Annotated in this window: 14 protein-coding genes, 1 tRNA gene and 4 pseudogenes; 16 read left to right on the top strand and 3 right to left on the bottom strand. The window is 61.8% G+C overall.

The window, feature by feature from the left end; translation table 11 throughout:
* Positions 1-20: 20 nt before the first annotated feature.
* Positions 21-1,138 (bottom strand): annotated as a pseudogene (gene serC, locus G7066_RS12945) (phosphoserine transaminase).
* Positions 1,139-1,234: 96 nt separating this feature from the next.
* On the opposite strand from serC, the gene G7066_RS12940 reads away from it, so the two are divergent.
* From G7066_RS12940 to G7066_RS12900, 10 genes and pseudogenes are all read left to right on the top strand, one after another.
* On the top strand, positions 1,235-1,933 hold the full coding sequence (locus G7066_RS12940) for an iron-dependent transcriptional repressor DtxR (protein ID WP_166331488.1): 699 nt from the start codon (positions 1,235-1,237) through the stop codon (positions 1,931-1,933).
* A gap of 73 nt (positions 1,934-2,006) precedes the next feature.
* A pseudogene (gene gdhA, locus G7066_RS12935) lies at positions 2,007-3,357 on the top strand (NADP-specific glutamate dehydrogenase).
* Positions 3,358-3,574: 217 nt separating this feature from the next.
* Positions 3,575-4,282 (top strand): NlpC/P60 family protein, encoded by a 708-nt coding sequence (locus G7066_RS12930; protein WP_166331487.1) that lies wholly within the window; start codon positions 3,575-3,577, stop codon positions 4,280-4,282.
* Positions 4,283-4,558: 276 nt separating this feature from the next.
* Positions 4,559-4,631: transfer RNA gene (locus tag G7066_RS12925), tRNA-Arg, on the top strand.
* A gap of 124 nt (positions 4,632-4,755) precedes the next feature.
* The gene (locus G7066_RS16515) at positions 4,756-5,481 is read left to right on the top strand and encodes an acyl-CoA dehydrogenase family protein (protein WP_244302998.1); all 726 of its coding nucleotides are present in this window, start codon (positions 4,756-4,758) and stop codon (positions 5,479-5,481) included.
* The gene (locus G7066_RS16510; protein WP_244302997.1) at positions 5,481-5,921 is read left to right on the top strand and encodes an acyl-CoA dehydrogenase family protein; all 441 of its coding nucleotides are present in this window, start codon (positions 5,481-5,483) and stop codon (positions 5,919-5,921) included. The genes G7066_RS16515 and G7066_RS16510 overlap by 1 nt, the downstream gene beginning before the upstream one ends.
* 52 nt (positions 5,922-5,973) lie before the next feature.
* Positions 5,974-6,750: an electron transfer flavoprotein subunit beta/FixA family protein gene (locus G7066_RS12915; RefSeq protein ID WP_166331486.1), complete on the top strand. Its 777-nt coding sequence runs from the start codon at positions 5,974-5,976 to the stop codon at positions 6,748-6,750.
* A 14-nt stretch (positions 6,751-6,764) separates the two neighbouring features.
* Positions 6,765-7,726 (top strand): annotated as a pseudogene (locus G7066_RS17115) (electron transfer flavoprotein subunit alpha/FixB family protein).
* Between the two features lie 4 nt (positions 7,727-7,730).
* Positions 7,731-9,254 carry a cytochrome b/b6 domain-containing protein gene (locus G7066_RS12905; RefSeq protein WP_166331485.1) on the top strand — a complete coding sequence of 508 codons (1,524 nt, stop codon included), beginning with the start codon at positions 7,731-7,733 and terminating at the stop codon, positions 9,252-9,254.
* Positions 9,255-9,336: 82 nt separating this feature from the next.
* A pseudogene (locus G7066_RS12900) lies at positions 9,337-10,532 on the top strand (acyl-CoA dehydrogenase family protein).
* On the opposite strand, the gene G7066_RS12895 reads toward G7066_RS12900, so the two are convergent.
* Positions 10,507-11,046 (bottom strand): hypothetical protein, encoded by a 540-nt coding sequence (locus G7066_RS12895; RefSeq protein WP_244302996.1) that lies wholly within the window; start codon positions 11,044-11,046, stop codon positions 10,507-10,509. The pseudogene G7066_RS12900 and the gene G7066_RS12895 overlap by 26 nt on opposite strands.
* A 254-nt stretch (positions 11,047-11,300) precedes the next feature.
* Between G7066_RS12895 and G7066_RS12890 the strand changes: the two genes are divergently transcribed.
* The 5 genes from G7066_RS12890 (at position 11,301) to G7066_RS12870 (ending at position 15,038) form a co-directional block, all read left to right on the top strand.
* Positions 11,301-12,158, top strand: coding sequence for an EamA family transporter (locus G7066_RS12890; protein WP_244302995.1), 858 nt, complete (start codon positions 11,301-11,303; stop codon positions 12,156-12,158).
* 46 nt (positions 12,159-12,204) lie between these two features.
* The gene (locus G7066_RS12885; protein WP_166331484.1) at positions 12,205-12,915 is read left to right on the top strand and encodes a CYTH domain-containing protein; all 711 of its coding nucleotides are present in this window, start codon (positions 12,205-12,207) and stop codon (positions 12,913-12,915) included.
* Entirely contained in the window at positions 12,912-13,130 is a 219-nt protein-coding gene (locus G7066_RS12880) for an HPP family protein (protein WP_166331483.1), read from the top strand. The genes G7066_RS12885 and G7066_RS12880 overlap by 4 nt, the downstream gene beginning before the upstream one ends.
* Before the next feature lie 130 nt (positions 13,131-13,260).
* Complete coding sequence (locus G7066_RS12875; RefSeq protein WP_166331482.1) at positions 13,261-14,682, top strand: NAD(P)/FAD-dependent oxidoreductase; 1,422 nt, start codon at positions 13,261-13,263, stop codon at positions 14,680-14,682.
* Entirely contained in the window at positions 14,679-15,038 is a 360-nt protein-coding gene (locus G7066_RS12870; protein WP_166331481.1) for a cupin domain-containing protein, read from the top strand. Before G7066_RS12875 ends, G7066_RS12870 begins: the two co-directional genes overlap by 4 nt.
* Before the next feature lie 13 nt (positions 15,039-15,051).
* Here G7066_RS12870 and G7066_RS12865 read toward each other — a convergent pair whose 3' ends face one another.
* Complete coding sequence (locus tag G7066_RS12865) at positions 15,052-15,558, bottom strand: DoxX family membrane protein (protein ID WP_166331480.1); 507 nt, start codon at positions 15,556-15,558, stop codon at positions 15,052-15,054.
* A 153-nt stretch (positions 15,559-15,711) separates the two neighbouring features.
* Here G7066_RS12865 and G7066_RS12860 point away from each other — a divergent pair, with 153 nt between their 5' ends.
* Positions 15,712-17,085, top strand: coding sequence for a uracil-xanthine permease family protein (locus G7066_RS12860; RefSeq protein ID WP_166331479.1), 1,374 nt, complete (start codon positions 15,712-15,714; stop codon positions 17,083-17,085).
* Positions 17,086-17,116 lie beyond the last annotated feature (31 nt).

The raw sequence follows: 17,116 nt of genomic DNA, 5'->3' as shown, positions 1-17,116 counted from the left end.
CTGCAGGACCACAGTTGCTCTTAGCCCAGGCGCTCGAGCACGTAGTCGATTGAGCGAGTGAGAGCCCGCACGTCATCGGGCTCAATGGCAGTGAAGGTAGCAACACGCAGCTGGTTGCGGCCAAGTTTGCGGTACGGCTCCGTGTCGACCACTCCGTTGGCACGGAGCGCCTTCGAGATCGCGGCAGCGTCAACGGTGTCATCGAAGTCGATCGTCACCACGACCTGCGAGCGGTGATCCGGGTTCGACACGAACGGCGTCGCTGCCTGCGTGCGCTCCGCCCAGTCGTAGAGCACTCCTGAAGACTCGGCGGTCCGGGCAGCGGCCCAGGAAAGCCCGCCGTTGGAGTTGATCCAGCGGATCTGCTCGTCCATGAGTGCGAGGGTCGCGAGTGCAGGGGTGTTCAGCGTCTGGTTCTTGCGTGAGTTCTCGACTGCACCCCAAGATTGAGGGCCTCGGGAATGTAGCGGTCGGAAGAAGTAACCCGTTCGATGCGCTCGATAGCGGCGGGGGAGACCAGGGCAAACCAGAGACCACCATCTGACGCAAAGTTCTTCTGCGGGGAGAAGTAGTAGACGTCGGTTTCTGTGGCGTCGAAGTCAATGCCGCCCGCGCCGCTCGTCGCGTCAATGACGGTCAGTGCACCAGTATCGCCCGCAACACGACGTACCTCAGTCATCACGCCGGTTGAGGTCTCGTTGTGGGGATATGCGTACACGTCAACACCCGCAACAGGCAGGGCATCCGAGCGAGATCCCGCATCGGCTGCGCGCACATCGGGATCCTCGAGAAACGGGGCGACCGCGGCAGCCTTGGCAAATTTCGCGCCGAACTCACCAAACGTGAGGTGCTGGCTGCGGCGCTCAATGAGGGAGTGCACCGCGGAATCCCAGAACGTTGTTGCGCCGCCATTGGCGAGCAGGATCTCGTAGCCCTCTGGCGCCCGGAACAGATCGAGGAGGCCCGAGCGCACGCTGCCGACAAGATCTTTCACCGGTGCCTGACGGTGCGAGGTGCCGAGAACTCCCGGCTGCAAGGACGCGAGAAAGCTGAGCTGCTCGTCTCTGACTTTAGAAGGACCGCAACCAAAGCGTCCGTCGGTGGGCAGGAGATCAGCGGGGATGATGATGTCGGCCATACGCCCATTCTAAGTGTGGATCAGGCATCACTCTGCGCAGCGATTTTGTGTGAATGCTCTAGGCTGGGCGAAGGACTGTGGCGTAGAGGGGCGGAGATGGCGGATCTGATCGACACGACGGAGATGTATCTCCGTACGATCCTCGAGCTGGAAGAAGAGGGGATCGTGCCACTGCGTGCTCGAATCTCTGAGCGTCTCGGCCACTCCGGGCCGACTGTGTCGCAGACCGTTGGTCGTATGGAGCGTGACGGGCTCGTTGTTGTTACCGATGATCGTCGCCTTGAACTGACCCCCGTGGGGCGCACCAAGGCAGTGCACGTTATGCGCAAGCACCGCCTGGCCGAGCGTTTGCTCTCTGACGTCATCGGGCTTGAGTGGGAGTATGTGCACGAAGAGGCTTGCCGTTGGGAACACGTGATGAGTGAGCGGGTCGAGCGCAAACTGCTCGACATTTTGGATCATCCCACTGAGTCTCCCTACGGCAACCCGATCCCTGGTCTCGGTGAGCTGGGAGCTCGCATGGCGGGTTCGTTCCACTCAGGGGTCGTGGGAATCGGCGAGCTTCTGGGTGATCCTGACCGCTCAGTCACCGCGAGGATCCGACGCCTTGCTGAACCGGCTCAGGTTGATCCTGAGCTGCTCGGACAGCTTGCTGTCGCCGGAGTGAAACCCGGTAACACCGCAACGTTTCAAGGAATCGGTGACTACGTTCGAGTTGAGGTCGATGGCGAGTTTGACGCCATCGAACTCGACACCGAAATTGCGGCACACATTTTTGTCTCTCCCCTGAGATGACCACGCCGCGCCTGCGGCAAACCGCCCTCGTTGGGCGACCCACAATGGAGTTGATATACCGAGGAGTACGACCTTGTCATTGCCCACCCCTGAAGCCCATCTCCGCGCTGTCGCCGAGGTGGTAGAGCACCGCAGCAAAGGCGAAGCAGAATTTCTGCAGTCAGTGCATGAGGTGCTGGATACGCTGACGCCGGTGCTCGCTGAGCACCCAGACTTTATTGAGGCGGGCATTCTGGATCGCCTGGTCGAGCCTGAACGGCAGCTCATTTTCCGGGTGCCGTGGACTGACGACAGCAATCGAGTGAGAGTGAACCGTGGGTTCCGTGTGCAGTTCAACTCTGCGCTGGGCCCGTTTAAGGGCGGGCTGCGATTCCACCCGAGTGTGAATCTCTCAGTGATCAAGTTCTTGGGGTTCGAACAGATTTTTAAGAACGCACTGACGTCGCAGCGCATTGGTGCGGGCAAGGGCGGGTCCGACTTCGACCCGAGTGGCAAGAGTGATGCCGAGGTGATGCGGTTTTGCCAGAGCTTCATGATGGAGCTCGTGCACCACATCGGCGAAGACACCGATATTCCCGCGGGTGACATTGGTGTGGGCGCACGCGAGATCGGTTATCTCTTTGGGCAGTACCGCCGCATTACACAGCGCTATGAAGCGGGTGTGCTCACTGGCAAGGGTGTCGGTTGGGGCGGTGCCGAGGGGCGCACGGAAGCGACCGGGTATGGGGCAGTGTTCTTCGCCGAAGAGATGTTGCAGCGTGCTGGTCGCGGCATTGACGGGTTGCGTGTTCTCGTGTCGGGATCGGGCAACGTTGCGACCTATGCGATTGACAAGGTGCAGCAGCTTGGCGGAACCGCTATCACCGCGTCGGATTCCAGCGGCTACATTGTTGACGAAGCTGGTATCGATCTTTCGCTACTCAAGCAGATTAAAGAGGTCGAGCGCGCTCGTATTTCTGAGTACGCAGAGCGCCGCTCGGGGCGCACTTTGTTGCTGGCGGGTCGGTGTGGGATGTGCAGGGGACGTGGCGTTGCCCTGCGCCACACAAAACGAACTCAACGTGCATCATGCCCGGTCACTCGTTGCCGGAGGTGTGCAGGCGGTCGCAGAGGGCGCGAACATGCCGACCACACCCGATGGTGTGGAACTCTTCCAAGATGCGGGCGTGTTGTTTGCTCCCGGTAAGGCGGCGAATGCCGGTGGTGTTGCGACCTCCGCGCTCGAGATGAGCCAGAATGCTGCCCGGTCGCGCTGGGATCGCGAGAAGAGTGAAAACAGGTTGCACAGCATTATGCGAGATGTGCACGAAGCGACCTACGTGGCCTCTGAGCGTTATGGGCGTCCGGGGGACTACGTGCTGGGAGCGAATTCGGCCGCGTTTGTGACGGTGGCGCAGGCGATGCTTGAGCAGGGTGTCATCTAGATTCTGAGCTGTTCGCGGTGCTCCTGAGGGGTGCCGCGAACACTCAACCCTCAATAGTAACTTTAAAGTTTATTGGTGACCTTGGTCCTGTAGGTTCATGTGCGTTTCGTGACCTGAGCGTGACATTCGCGTTATCTTCGGTTACTCTTGAACGGTCGCGGCTCAGACGGGCCGTTCTTTTGTGAAGTGAGAACGAAAACGTAAGGCAGATTATCTCGTGACTCTGACCCCTAGCACCGAAGTAGCAGTCTCCGCAGACCCCTCCAGACGCTCCTCGGTGAAGGCCAAGCGAATCGTGCAGATGGCTGGCGCTGCAGCGCTCAGTCTTGGCATGGTTGGTACGTTTGCTCTTCCCGCATATGCAACCGCTCCGGCTGTCGACGGAATTCCCGACGGATTCGCGGCGGCACAGACCCTTCAGACCGTCGACGTTGACGAGACGATCCTCCCGCTTGCCGCACCAGACGGTGCGGTTGATTCTGCGATCCTCAAGGAAGAGCGCGAGCAGAAAGAGGCTGCAGAAGCTGCAAAGGCTGCTCAGCAGGCTTCAATCACTAAGGCTGCAGCTTCATACACAGGTAAGGATATTCCTGCCGGTGTTGGCGCTTCGGGCATCGTCAATGCGGCGCTTGCGCAGCTTGGCGAGTTCCAGGACTGCACCGCGCTCGTTGAGCGTTCGCTTCGTGCGATCGGCATTCCTGCCGGCGATCTTGGCACTCAGATTGGGGAATACACCGGTCTTGGTGGCTCGCTGATCACCGATGGTGCGTACGCGCCCGGCGACGTGCTGATCTGGTCGGGTCGTCACGTTGCGGTCTACATTGGCAATGGCCAGGCTGTTCACGGTGGCTTCGGCGGTAACCAGACCGTCGTAGCGAGCGCGTTTATTGACGGTGCTCCCGATGGAGTGGTTCGCTTCGGCTAGTCGCTACGAAGTTTTGAGGGCCCGGATCGCTGCTGCGAGCCGGGCCCTTTGTGTTTCCCCAATTAGCTAGTTTCTTTCCCCTCTGCTAGCTCGCTGCTTGCCCGCTAACCGCCCCGAGGGCTCAGTTTTGCATGGAAATCATGTAGGAAAACTTGCAAAATTGCGCTCTCGCCTACGTTCATTCGTGGTTGCGACAACTTTGTGAAAGACCCTAGAAGGGAAGAGGGAGCTGGCTTTTGCCCTGCTAGACTCTCAGGGGTCGCAAACGCGGCTCCCGCCTTGGTAGCTCAGTGGATAGAGCACTTCTCTCCTAAAGAAGGTGTCGGAGGTTCGATTCCTCTCCAGGGCACTCGCTTACTGTACTGAATCTTCATTGCACACCCTCCCGCTTGTAGATAGTGCACATTTGCCGTGCGCAGAAGTTTCAGACTCTACATAATTGTGCTGTGAGCTGATGACCGAAAGGAAGTGCAATGCAGCGCGATATTTTTAATGAGGATCACGACGCGTTTCGTGAAATGGTGAAGGAATTCATCAAGCGGTACGTTACGGCTGAGAAGCAGAAGCAGTGGGACGAAGACGGGGAAGTTGATCGCGCCACCATGCTGGCTGCTGGAGAACACGGGATCATTGGGCTCTCCGTGCCGGAAGAATTCGGCGGCGCGGGGATGCTTATGGACTACCGCTTCCGCAGCGTGGTTATGGAAGAGCTGATCCGTGCGGGCGCGGGATCCTCTCTCGCCGGTGCCGTGGGCATCCAGGATGATCTGGCGATCCCGTACATCGCCCATTTTGGCACCGACGAACAGAAGCAGAAGTTTCTGCCGGGTATGGCCACGGGTGAGGTTCTCGGGGCTCTCGCGATGACCGAACCCGGCGCAGGCAGCGACCTGCGTGCCGTGAAGACCACTGCCAAGAAAGTTGACGGTGGCTACATCGTTAACGGTGCCAAGACCTTCATCTCGAGCGGCCACACCGCCGACATGATCGTCACGTTCGTGAAGACCGGTGAGGGGAACCGCCCCGATGCCTTCAGCCTGATCGTTATCGAAAAGGGTATGGACGGTTTTGACCAGGGCAAGAAGCTGCACAAGATGGGCTTCCAGGGCCACGACACGGCAGAGCTCAGCTTCACCGACGTGTTTGTGCCCGAGGCAAACCTGATCGGTGGTGCCGAGGGCACGGCTTTGTCCAGCTGATGAAGAACCTGCCGCTCGAGCGCCTTTCGATCGGCGTCGCGGGTGCGGCCGTGGGCCAGGCAGCCCTCGAATGGACACTCGACTACACGAAGAGCCGCGAGGCATTTGGGCAGGCAGTCGCAGACTTCCAGAACACTCGCTTCCGTCTCGCCGACATGGCGACGACGGTCGACGTGATGTGGGCCTTCGTGGACCGAGCCATGAAGCTCTACGAAAAAGGCGAGCTGAGCCCCGAAGAGGCCGCCAAGGTGAAGTTCTGGTGCACCGAGCGTGAGTGGGAGATTCTTGACCAGGGTGTGCAACTGCACGGCGGATACGGGTACATTATGGAGTACCCGATTGCTCGCGCGTTCCTCGATGCTCGCGTCCACCGCATCTACGGTGGCACGAACGAGGTGATGCGCGAGATCGTCGCGCGCGCTGTCACCGGCCGCAAGTAGCGGTCGACCAGTTCAACAGTCCAATACGCAAGAGTGAGGGTGGAGCCCGTCAATGAAGATCGCCGTACTCGTCAAAGAGGTGCCTGACACCTACGGAGAACGCACCTTGAACCTGGAAACCGGGTTGGCTGAGCGCGGTGCATCAGAGAACGTCACCGATGAGATCGGTGAGCGCGCTCTTGAGGTCGCGCTGAGCTATGCCGAGGCCAACGAGGGCACCGAGGTTTCGGTGCTCACCGTTGCCCCGGAGGGGGCGACCGCCTCGATTCGCAAGTGCCTTGCGATGGGCGCTGCGTCGGCCACGCACGTGGTTGACGAGGGCCTGACGGGGGCTGATCTCGGTTTGACGGCCGAGGTCATCGCTGCTGCTTTGAAGCGTGTTGGATTTGACCTGATCATCGCCGGCAACCAGTCGACCGACGGAATGGGCGGCGTGCTGCCAGCGATGATCGCCGAGCTTCTCGATGTGCCGAATGCCACGAACCTGAGCGAGCTCACGATCACCGCTGACGGCATCTCGGGTGTTCGCGCCTCAGATGACGCAACCGTGCAGGTCACCGCACAGCTGCCCGCGGTTGTCTCGGTGACCGAGGCTCTGCCCGACGCGCGCTTCCCAAACTTCAAAGGGATCATGGCCGCGAAGAAGAAGCCGCTCGAGGTGCTCTCACTGTCAGACCTCGGCATTGACGCGGAGGACATGTCGGCGTCCCGCGCCATCATGCTCGGCATCACCGAGCGGCCACCGCGCGAAGCCGGAGTCAAGATCACCGATGAGGGCGATGCGGCCGCGAAGCTGACCGCGTTCCTCGTAGAAAACCACCTGGTCTAGGGAGGGGAACAATCATGAGTTTTGCTGCTGATTCAATTTTGGTGCTGCTTGACACCACTCCCGAGGGTTCGCTCGCGAAGTCGTCGGCTGCCCTGCTGGGTGCCGCTTCAACACTCGGAAGCCCGGTGGCGCTGGTGCTCGGATCCCACGCCGCTGCGAACGCTGCCGCCGAACTGGGTGCAACCACGGTGCTGCGCGCAGACGCGGCTACCACGGTTTCACTGGGCGCAACTGACGCGCTCGCCGCAGCCGCTGCCCTTGTACAGCCGGACGCGATCCTCGTTTCGCACTCCGTTGAAGGCCGCGAGGCTGCAGCGCGCTATGCCGCGCGTACGCGTTCCGGGCTCATCGTCGATGCGATCGGGTGTCTCGCGACGACCAGGGTGTCATCGCGAGCAACTCGTCGTACGGCGGTGCTTACAACGTGTCGTCGGCCGTGACCTGGGGTGCGCCCGTCATCGCGGTGCGCCAGGGGGTTATCGAGGCTCGAGCTGCTGCCCAGCCAGCAAACGTAGTTGAGCTTGAGGTCGCCGCAAGCGGCAAACCCGCGGCGACCATCGGTGCAGTTGAAGCCGCTGAGAGTGGCGGTGAACGGCCCGAGCTTCGCGGAGCGGCCAAGGTTGTCTCGGGAGGCCGCGGCCTCGGCTCGAAGGAAAAGTTTGAGCTTGTTGAGCAGCTCGCCGACGCACTGGGTGCCGCCGTTGGTGCCTCGCGCGCTGCGGTCGATGCGGGGTACGTGCCGCAGTCGTTCCAGGTTGGGCAGACCGGCGTGCAGGTCTCGCCGAATCTGTACATCGCCGTCGGCATCTCGGGCGCGATCCAGCACCTCGCTGGTATGCAGACCGCAAAGACCATTGTCGCGATCAACAAGGATGGTGACTCGCCGATCTTCGGGATCGCCGATTTTGGCATCGTTGGTGACCTGTTCACCGTCGTGCCGCAGCTGATTGCCGAGATCGAGAAAGCGAAGGCCTAGTCTCGTGGCGACGTATCAGCAGACCATCCGGCGAGGCCTGCCGCGCGTCGCTGGCGGACCAGGGTGGCCCGACGTTGAGGGTGCTGTGGTGGCTTCGGGTGCCCCGGTGGGTCAATCGGTTCAGGATCCTGTGGCTTCTCACGCTCCTGCCGCTGTGAGCGAGGCAGGTGCATCAGTTGCGCTGCGCCGCGGGCTGCCCCGGGTTTCGGGTGGGGAACCCTGGCCTCCCGCTGGGGAAGTTGCTGGCGTCACTGTACCCGGGTTACGGGTGGCCGCCGAAGCTGCCGGTGCTCCTGTGATCGCTGGGGTGGATTCTCCTAGTTCAGCGCAGGCCGCGACCGCTGAGACCGGGAATGTATCGACTCCTGTGGGTAATACCACCGCCGAAACTGTCTCCGAAGAGGTGACGCTACGCCGCGGACTGCCGCGAGTTGCCGGCGGGGATCCCTGGCCGAGTGCCAGCACCGCGACGGTGCAGCGGGCGGTTGCTTTGCAGCAGAGTGAACCCGCGCAAGAAACGGTGCCCACTGCGCCATCGGCTCCGGCCACGGCCTTGCCCGCGAAGACCGAAGCCCCAGCGGCTAGGCCTGCCCCTGCGTCGACCCCGAAGCCCCAGCGCGAGCCACGCATGATCGGCTCGCGTCCGCTGTTGCAGTGGATCAAGTTTGGGGCGTGGGGAGTGATCGGTGCGATCCTCGCCGCTGGCATTATTGTACTGGCGGCCCGTGGCATCACAACGCTGCCGGGTGTGCCCGAATTCTTGAAGGAGTATCCAGGGGAGTATCACATCCCTGTTGTTGTGGAGCCGGGCTTCCCTGCCTGGGCGCGCTGGACGCACTTCTTGAATATCTTCCTGATGGTGCTGATTATTCGCTCGGGGCTGCAGGTGCGGCAGCAGCAAAAGCCGCCCGCGTTCTGGACGCCCAAAAAGGGTGGCAAGAAGATCAGTATCAATCTGTGGTTGCACACCTCGCTTGATGTGCTGTGGATCCTGAATGGCATCGTGTTTATCGTGTTGCTGTTCGTTTCGGGGCACTGGGCGCGCATCGTGCCAACCTCATGGGAGGTCTTTCCGAATGCGGCCTCAGCGCTTCTGCAGTACCTGACGCTGGAGTGGCCGCTTGAAAACGGCTGGGTCAACTACAACTCGCTGCAGCAGATCATGTACTTCTTGGTGGTGTTCATTGCGGCACCGCTCGCAATTATCACCGGCCTGCGCATGAGCGAGTGGTGGCCTCAGAAGGCGGAGAGGCTGAATAAGATCTACCCGGCTCCGCTGGCGCGCGCGATCCACTTCCCGACCATGCTGTTCTTTGTGCTGTTCATTCTGATTCACGTATTCCTCGTGTTCACGACGGGTGCGCTACGCAACCTGAATCACATGTTCGCGGGAACCGATGACGTGAACTGGGTGGGCTTCTGGTGGTTCGCTGCCGGGCTGTTCGTGACCGTCGCTGCGGTGTTCCTGGCACGGCCGTTGATCCTCGCCCCGATAGCATCTTTGACCGGCAAAGTGAGCAATCGCTAGGCAAAGGTGACAGTCGCTCCGTGGTCGCGAGTTGTTACGGTTTTGGTAGCTGTATTGCCGACCCATAACCAGGAGTGGAACTATGAGCCATTTTGATCCGACCAAACTCCCCGCACTCAACCCGGCGGATCCCGCCTCGCTCGACGATCTGCTGACCGAAGACGAGAAGATGATCCGCACCTCGGTGCGACAGATGCTCGATAAGAGTGTTGAGCCGTACATTGCGGAGTGGTTTGAGAGGGGCGAGATCCCGAACATTCGCGAACTGACCAAGGAGCTCGGTTCGCTCGGCCTACTCGGCATGCATCTTGAGGGCTACGGCTGCGCGGGCATGACGGCAACCGAGTACGGCATTGCCTGTCTCGAGCTTGAGGCCACCGACTCGGGGCTGCGTTCGTTGGTGTCGGTGCAGGGCTCGCTCGCGATGTTCGCGATCTGGCGCTGGGGATCGGAAGAGCAGAAACAGCAGTGGCTGCCCGGCATGGCCGCGGGCGACTACATTGGTTGCTTTGGGCTGACTGAGCCCGATGTTGGGTCGGATCCAGGAAGCATGACCACCAAGGCCCGTCGTGATGGTGACGACTGGATCATCGACGGTCGTAAGATGTGGATCTCGAACGCACCTTACTCCGACGTTGCAGTCGTTTGGGCGATGACCGAGGAGGGCGTGCGTGGATTCGTCGTTCCCACCGACACCCCAGGATTCTCGGCACCCGAGATCAAGCACAAGATGTCGCTTCGTGCCTCGGCCACAGGTGAGCTCGTGCTCGACGGCGTGCGCCTGCCCGCTTCGGCGATGTTGCCCGAGGCCCGCGGCCTGAAGGGACCGCTCGCCTGCCTGAACGAGGCGCGCTACGGCATTGTTTGGGGGCGCTCGGCGCTGCACGTTCAAGCCTCGAGGCTGCGCGTCAGTACTCGATCGACCGCGTGCAGTTCGGCAAGCCGATCGGTGCTTTCCAGCTCACACAGCAGAAACTTGCTGACATGTCGCTCGAATACATCAAGGGCTACCTGCTGGCCGTGCACCTCGGGCGCCGCAAGGACGCCGACAAGCTGCGCCCGGAGCAGGTCAGCATCGGTAAGCTCAACAACGTTCGCGAGGCGATCGAGATCTGTCGCACCTCGCGCACGATCCTCGGCGCTAACGGTATCTCACTCGAGTACCCGGTGATCCGCCACCAGAACAACCTGGAGTCGGTGCTCACCTACGAGGGCACCGTTGAGATGCACACGCTCGTGCTCGGCCAGGTGCTCACCGGTGAGCAGGCCTTCCGCTAGGGAGTATTGGTGAGCAGAGCCACGCGTTCGTCGAGGTAGCTCTGCAGGGTTTGTGCCCTTGAATCGGGGCACCGGCCCGCCAGCGGACTCGGACCTCTCCCTCGCTCAGTGCGAGGGGGAGGTCTTTTGCTTGCAGCGTCTCTTCGGTGAGGGGGATCGGGATCGCGGCGTAGTTCACTGGGGTTCCTGCCTTGTAGCCGGCTTTTAGTGCCGCCGCGGCGATCTCTCGTCGCTCTTCGCGCGAGTTGGACTGGTAGCCGGGGCGGCCGCGCTCGGCTGCTCGTGTTGAGGGTCCCGCAGCGTAGATGTGGCCGTTTCTATCGAGGAGAAGCGTGCCGAGGCGCCACACTTCGCCGGTGGGTTCGAACTTGGCCGGTTTTGTGCGCAGGAACGCGCGCCGTGGCGGAACGTAGGTCGCGAGTGCCTCCTGCGGGATACCCGCCTCGATGAGTGTGGCGACGATCTTATCGCACGCGTGCGTCGCACGCTCGAATGCTTTGCTCCACTCGCTCACCCGGCCAGTGTAGCGGGGCCCCTGCTGTGTGCTCGCCTGTGATCGCCGCGGTCCCCCTTGTCGCCCCGCACACAGCAGGGAGAAGGCGCAGGGGCTAAGAGCGGTCAGGGGACCTGGGCGAGGCTGGTGAGAGGGTCGTTCTGAGCGAGACGCTAGTCGAGTCGAGGATCGAAGAACCGGATTTTGACTCACCTGCGGCACGCTCAATCGGCGGCCATGCTCACCTATTTGGTGCGATCTGTAAGCTTGACGGGGTGACCTCACCCCAGCACTTTGCTCGCGCCGCCACGATTCGGGCAATGCTGCTCGTGCTGGTCGGCTCGCTCGGTATGCAGTTGTCTGCGGTGATTGCGCTCGGCCTGTTCGACACGCTGGGGGTGCTCGGCACGAGCTCCACCAGGCTCGCGGTCGCCGCTGTCTTTTTGTTGATCATCTTTAGGCCGCGACTGAGGGGGCGCACGCGTCGCGAGTGGATCAGCATTGTGCTGTACGGCGCCGCGATGGCCGCCATGAACGGCTTCTTGTACCTGGCGATTGAACGGATTCCACTCGGAGTCGCCACGACGATCGACTTTCTCGGGCCGTGCCTCGTCGCGTTAGCGGCATCGCGGAGGCTGCGCGAGATACTGCTCGCGCTCGCCGCAATGGCCGGGGTCGCGCTGATCGCGGGTTTCGGTGGACCGTTTGACGCGCTCGGGCTTATCTTCGCCGCTGCAGCGAGCGTGTGTTTCGGGTTATACACGTTGCTCGCCGCGAAAATCGGCCATTCGAGTGGTGGGCTCTCTGCTGTGGCGCTGTCAGTTGCGGTGGCGGCGATCCTGACCCTGCCCTTCTCCGTACCCGCGGTGCCGCTGGTACGTCCCGAGCAGTGGGGGCTGCTGGTGCTCTCGGCGCTGCTCGGCACCGCACTCGCGTTCACCGTCGACACGATGGCGGGACGACTTACCTCGGCGCGCGTGCTGGGTGTGTTCTTTGCGTTTGATCCGGTGCTCGGCACGCTGCTTGGGGTACTGATTCTCGGCCAGGTATTGACGTTGCCGACGACGCTCGGGATCCTGCTTGTGGTGGCGGCTGGAGCCGGGATCGTGTGGTTCGCGGGTAAACGGCGGTAGTGCAGTGCGCGGGCGGACGACGACTGAAAAGCCTTAAGCTGGCAACGTGGAGAATCAAATTGCAGTTGAGTCCCTTGAGATTGAGCGCAAGTATGAGGTTCCGGTTGCGGCTGAGTTGCCACACGGGGCGGAATTCGCGGCGATCGGGCTCGATGCAGCAAACCCGGCCGTGTATGAGTTAAAAGCAATCTACTTCGATACCCCAGAAGGAGACCTCGCCCGTCTTCGCATGGCGCTTCGCGTGCGCAGCGGTGGCAAAGACGCTGGGTGGCATCTTAAGAAGAAGAGTGATGCTGGCAACAAAGAAACGCTCTGGCCTGCTTCTGCGGAAATGCCGGAGGCCGTAGTGGCGCTGCTTCACGATCGGCTCGGCCCCGCGGCGGCAAAGATTGGCCCGATCGCCGAACTACAGACGGCGCGCACGGTTATTCGGCTCAGTGACGCGAGTGGTCGTGAAGTGATTGAACTCGCTGACGACAGGGTGCGGGCGCTTTGCCGTACTACCGGCGTGCGAAGGGCCTGGCGTGAGTGGGAGGCAGAGTTGTTGCCCGACGCAGACGTCGAACTGCTTGACCAGGTCGAACCGGTACTTTTTACTGCTGGTGCCGCACCGTCGTTCAGCCCCGCGAAGATTGCGAGGGCGATGGGGCGGCTCGTTGGCATCGCGGAGGCGCGGGGCGCGGGTGCTGAGCAGATCCTGGCACTTCAGCAGCTGGATGAGGCTGACCGTGAGGCGGCGCGTAGGCTGGAGTCATGAGCAATAAGCCGGTGTCCGAGGGCAACAACAAACGCGACGGTAAGAAATCCGAGGTGAGTCCTGCAGCGAGGCGCAAGCAGATCATTGTCGGTGTGGTGATGGGCACCGTCATGGGGGTCATTCTGGGTGCGCTCACCACGTTCTGGTTGTGGGTGCCGGCGGGAGTCGCGTTTGGGCTTGCGGTTGGGGCGATCATGAAGCCACCGGCTGAGTAGCTGAGAGGGGTTCGGGATCCGGGCCCCTTTTTGCACCACGGCACCCATAATGTCAACGTCGTTGACATTTCCGTTTACATCGGACCTTCTCTGTGCGAGGATCAATGAGGACACGACAAACGAGGACACCATGGAACCCACTATTTTTGAGACGCACCGACCGGCCGCGAAGATTATCGACGATGCGCTTCGCGACACTAAACTGAGCTGCTTCTGGATCGACGACGTTGCCGAGACGGCAGCGCGCTATCCCGCACTCGAGACCGGCAGGATGGCCGACGATGTGGTTGTTGGCGGCGGCTACGCGGGGCTCTGGACGGCGATCAAACTGAAAACCGAGCACCCCGAGCGCCGGGTGCTGTTGCTCGAGGCGAAGCGTGTGGGCTGGGCGGCCTCCGGCCGCAACGGTGGATTCTGTGAGGCGAGCATCAGCCACGGTGAGCCCAACGCCGAAGCGCGTTGGCCCGACGAGGTCGGCACCCTGCGGCGCCTCGGCTACGAAAACCTCGACGCCATCGAGCGCTTTATTGCAGAGCACAAGCTCGACGTGGACTTCGAGCGCACTGGCGAGCTGTCGATCGCGAACGAGCCGCACCAGGTCGAATGGCTGGAGGAGAGCGATGATCCTCACCACGTTGTATTGAATGCCGAAGAAACGCAGCAGCGCATTAAGTCGCCGACCTTCTTGGGGGGCGAGTTTTCGCCGCGCGACAACGCAAACCTGCATCCCGCCAAGCTGGCTGCCGAACTCGCGCGTCACGCCGTGGAGATCGGTGTGGAGGTTCACGAGCAGACCCGTGTGACCGGGCTTGAAGGGCAGCCCGACGAGCCGATCCAGCTCGAGACGACTCACGGTACTGTGAGCGCCGAGCGCGTAGCCCTGTGCACCAACGTGTTCCCGTCGCTGCTGAAGCGCTACACCTTCCACACGGTGCCGGTGTACGACTACGTGCTGATGACGGAGCCGCTGACCGACGAGCAGCTCGCTTCGATTGGCTGGGAGGGACGCGAGGGGCTCGCCGATATGGCGAACCAGTTCCACTACTCACGCCTGACCAAGGACAACCGCATTCTGTGGGGCGGCTACGACGCGGTGTACTTTGCGGGCGGCAGGATCCGGGCCGAACATGAGGACCGGCTTGAGACGCACCGCAAACTCGCGAGCCACTTCTTTACGACCTTCCCGCAGCTGGCGGGCGTGAAGTTCAGCCACCGCTGGGCTGGCGTAATCGACACGAGCACCCGGTTCTGTGCGTTCTTCGGGCAGGCGCACGGCGGGCGAGTGCAGTACGTTGCCGGCTTCACTGGCCTGGGCGTGGGGGCAACACACTTCGCGGCTGACGTGATTGTTGACCGCCTTGAGGGGCGCGTCACCGAGCGCACCGAACTGCAGATGGTGAAGGAGATGCCGCTGCCGTTCCCGCCGGAACCCATTGCCTCCATGGGTATCAACATGACGCGCTGGGCGCTGAACCGTGCGGATCACAACCGCGGGGAACGCAACGTGCTGCTGAAGACACTTGATGCGCTCGGTCTGGGGTTTGACTCATGAGTGAGGTGCTGGTTGGGGGCGTCAACGCCCGGGTGAACGGGTTGGGGATCGAAGTGGCGCTCGAAGCGGTTCCCGCTTCTGACGTCGTGTCGGGTTCGCCGAGGCAGGGCTTTGCCGAGCTCGGCAGCATCGGCGGCTGCGAAACCGGTATCTGGGAACTGCGCTCTGGCACGGTGGTCGACACCGAGGTGGACGAGATCTTTGTGGTGCTCTCGGGTGGGGCCACGATTGAGTTTCTCGATGAGGATCGCAGCGTGGAAGTTGGTGTGGGCGACGTGATGCGGTTGGTCGCTGGGTCGCGGACGCGGTGGACCGTTGAAGATCACATTCGGAAGGTGTATATCGCGGGGCAGTAGGAGATCCTGCCCGCTACCCGTTGTAATTTATGGGCCGCCTCCGCCCACCCCTACGCATGCCCCACCCAGCTAAGAAAATAAGCCCGGCAATAATCACCACGTTCTTGACGATGTACTGACCCTCGATGGTCAGCACGCCGGGGGACTTCCAGAGCAGGTCTGGGAAGAACAGGAACGGCGTGAACGTGCCGATCATGTGACCAAGAATCAGCACGAGCATCAGCGGCATCCAGCGCCCGATGAGCAGCACAATGCCAAAGCCGACCTCCATGGCCGCGAGCATGATGCGCGCGGTATCGCCCGCGACGACACCAAAGGTGAGGATCTCGACCGTGTTTACTGCGAGGTCCTCGGCCGACGATGATCCCGAGAAGAGCTTCGGGAAGCCGAACCAGATCATGATGAGCGCGAGCGCGTAGCGCATGGCCGGCACGGCGACCTTGTGCGCGAGCACCTCGACGCGGTCAATAAAGTGTGTCACTTTCACTGAAAAGCTTCGGTTGTGCTGCGGGGTACTCATGGGTCCATTCGCTGTTCTGTATTTTGTTTCGAGTATAAGTCGGGAGTCCCCGGCATGAAAGGGGGCAACTGTTGGGTCGCTAAGATAGAACCTCGGGACCCGCACTGAGACCAGCGTGTCCACCCGTGAATCACCGCACACCGAGGAGTCCCGATGGCCCTGCCCTGGAAACTGCACGCCGACGGGAATGGTGTCACAGCCGACGCCATCGTGCTGCCGGAGGAGCGACTCAGCTGGCCTCGCACTATCGGCTTTGGTGCGCAGCACGTCGTCGCCATGTTTGGTGCCACGTTTCTGGTGCCGCTCATCACCGGTTTCAGCCCGACAGCAACACTGTTCTTCTCGGGTCTCGGCACGCTGCTCTTCCTGCTGATCACGGGTAATCGACTGCCCAGCTACCTGGGCTCGTCGTTCGCGTTCATTGCGCCGATCATGGCCGCAACGGCCAGCGGAGACCCTGAGAACCCAGACCTGGGCCGCGCCTCCTTCGGCATCCTCGCAATCGGTGTGCTGATGGCGATCGTCGGCCTGATCGTGAACCGCTGGGGCACCGGCTGGGTCAATGCGCTCATGCCACCTGTTGTCATGGGCTCCGTTGTCGCGCTGATCGGCTTCAACCTCGCGCCAGCGGTCAAGAACAACTGGCTCGGCAACCCCGCTGCAAACCCTGATGTGGACCAGGCGCTTTCCTCATGGGTCGCGGTTGCGACGCTCGTGGCGATCCTGCTTATTACAGTGCTGTTCCGCGGACTCATCGGGCGACTCTCGATTGTGCTGGGGGTCGCGGTCGGTTATATCGTTGCGATGCTGGCCGTACTGGTTGACTTCTCAGCGGTTAAAGATGCCGCCTGGATCGGTCTGCCCAGCTTCCACGCGGTCGGAAACCCGTTCGTGGATCCGTCCCTGTGGGGGCTGTTGCCAGCGTTTTTGCCCGTGGTGCTCGTGCTGATTGCCGAGAACGTTGGCCACGTAAAAAGCGTTGGGCTGATGATCAACCGAAACATGGACCCCGTGACGGGCCGCGCTTTGTTCGCCGACGGCGTCTCAACAATCCTCGCCGGGTTCGGCGGCGGATCCGGCACCACCACCTACGGCGAGAACATCGGCGTGATGGCCGCGACGCGCGTCTACTCCACAGCCGCATACTGGGCCGCGGGCGTGATGGCGATCCTGCTCAGCTTCTCACCCAAGGTGGGCCAGGTCATCTATTCGGTGCCGCCAGCGGTACTCGGTGGAGTGACCGTTGCGCTGTACGGGCTCATCGGCCTCATTGGCATCAAAATTTGGATCGACAACAACGTCGACTTCTCGAAGCCGATCAACCAGTTCTCGGCGGCTGTTCCGCTGATCGTGGGCATCGCGAACTTCGAGTTGAGCTTTGGAGCCGTGCAGTTTGGCGGCATCGCGCTCGGTACGATCTCGGCGGTACTGGTGTACCACTTCATGCGAGCGCTCGCGAAGATTCGCGGGGGTAAGCCCGATGTGGCGGCCCCGGTTGTGACCGCGGGCGAAGAAACACCGCGCTGATTCCGCAAATTCACGCCTACACACCTTAGGG

Source organism: Leucobacter coleopterorum, from assembly GCF_011382985.1.
Classification (GTDB): Bacteria; Actinomycetota; Actinomycetes; order Actinomycetales; family Microbacteriaceae; genus Leucobacter; species Leucobacter coleopterorum.
Note: the sequence above shows the minus strand (reverse complement) of the source record. Positions and strands in the feature narration are given on the sequence as shown.

Bases quoted from the DNA above. Each gene is read 5' to 3' on its own strand.
- G7066_RS12940 (WP_166331488.1), top strand. From the start codon at position 1,235: ATGGCGGATCTGATCGACACGACGGAGATGTATCTCCGTACGATCCTC.
- G7066_RS16515 (WP_244302998.1), top strand. From the start codon at position 4,756: ATGCAGCGCGATATTTTTAATGAGGATCACGACGCGTTTCGTGAAATG.
- G7066_RS16510 (WP_244302997.1), top strand. From the start codon at position 5,481: ATGAAGAACCTGCCGCTCGAGCGCCTTTCGATCGGCGTCGCGGGTGCG.
- G7066_RS12915 (WP_166331486.1), top strand. From the start codon at position 5,974: ATGAAGATCGCCGTACTCGTCAAAGAGGTGCCTGACACCTACGGAGAA.
- G7066_RS12880 (WP_166331483.1), top strand. From the start codon at position 12,912: ATGAGCAATAAGCCGGTGTCCGAGGGCAACAACAAACGCGACGGTAAG.
- G7066_RS12875 (WP_166331482.1), top strand. From the start codon at position 13,261: ATGGAACCCACTATTTTTGAGACGCACCGACCGGCCGCGAAGATTATC.
- G7066_RS12870 (WP_166331481.1), top strand. From the start codon at position 14,679: ATGAGTGAGGTGCTGGTTGGGGGCGTCAACGCCCGGGTGAACGGGTTG.
- G7066_RS12865 (WP_166331480.1), bottom strand. From the start codon at position 15,558: ATGAGTACCCCGCAGCACAACCGAAGCTTTTCAGTGAAAGTGACACAC.
- G7066_RS12860 (WP_166331479.1), top strand. From the start codon at position 15,712: ATGGCCCTGCCCTGGAAACTGCACGCCGACGGGAATGGTGTCACAGCC.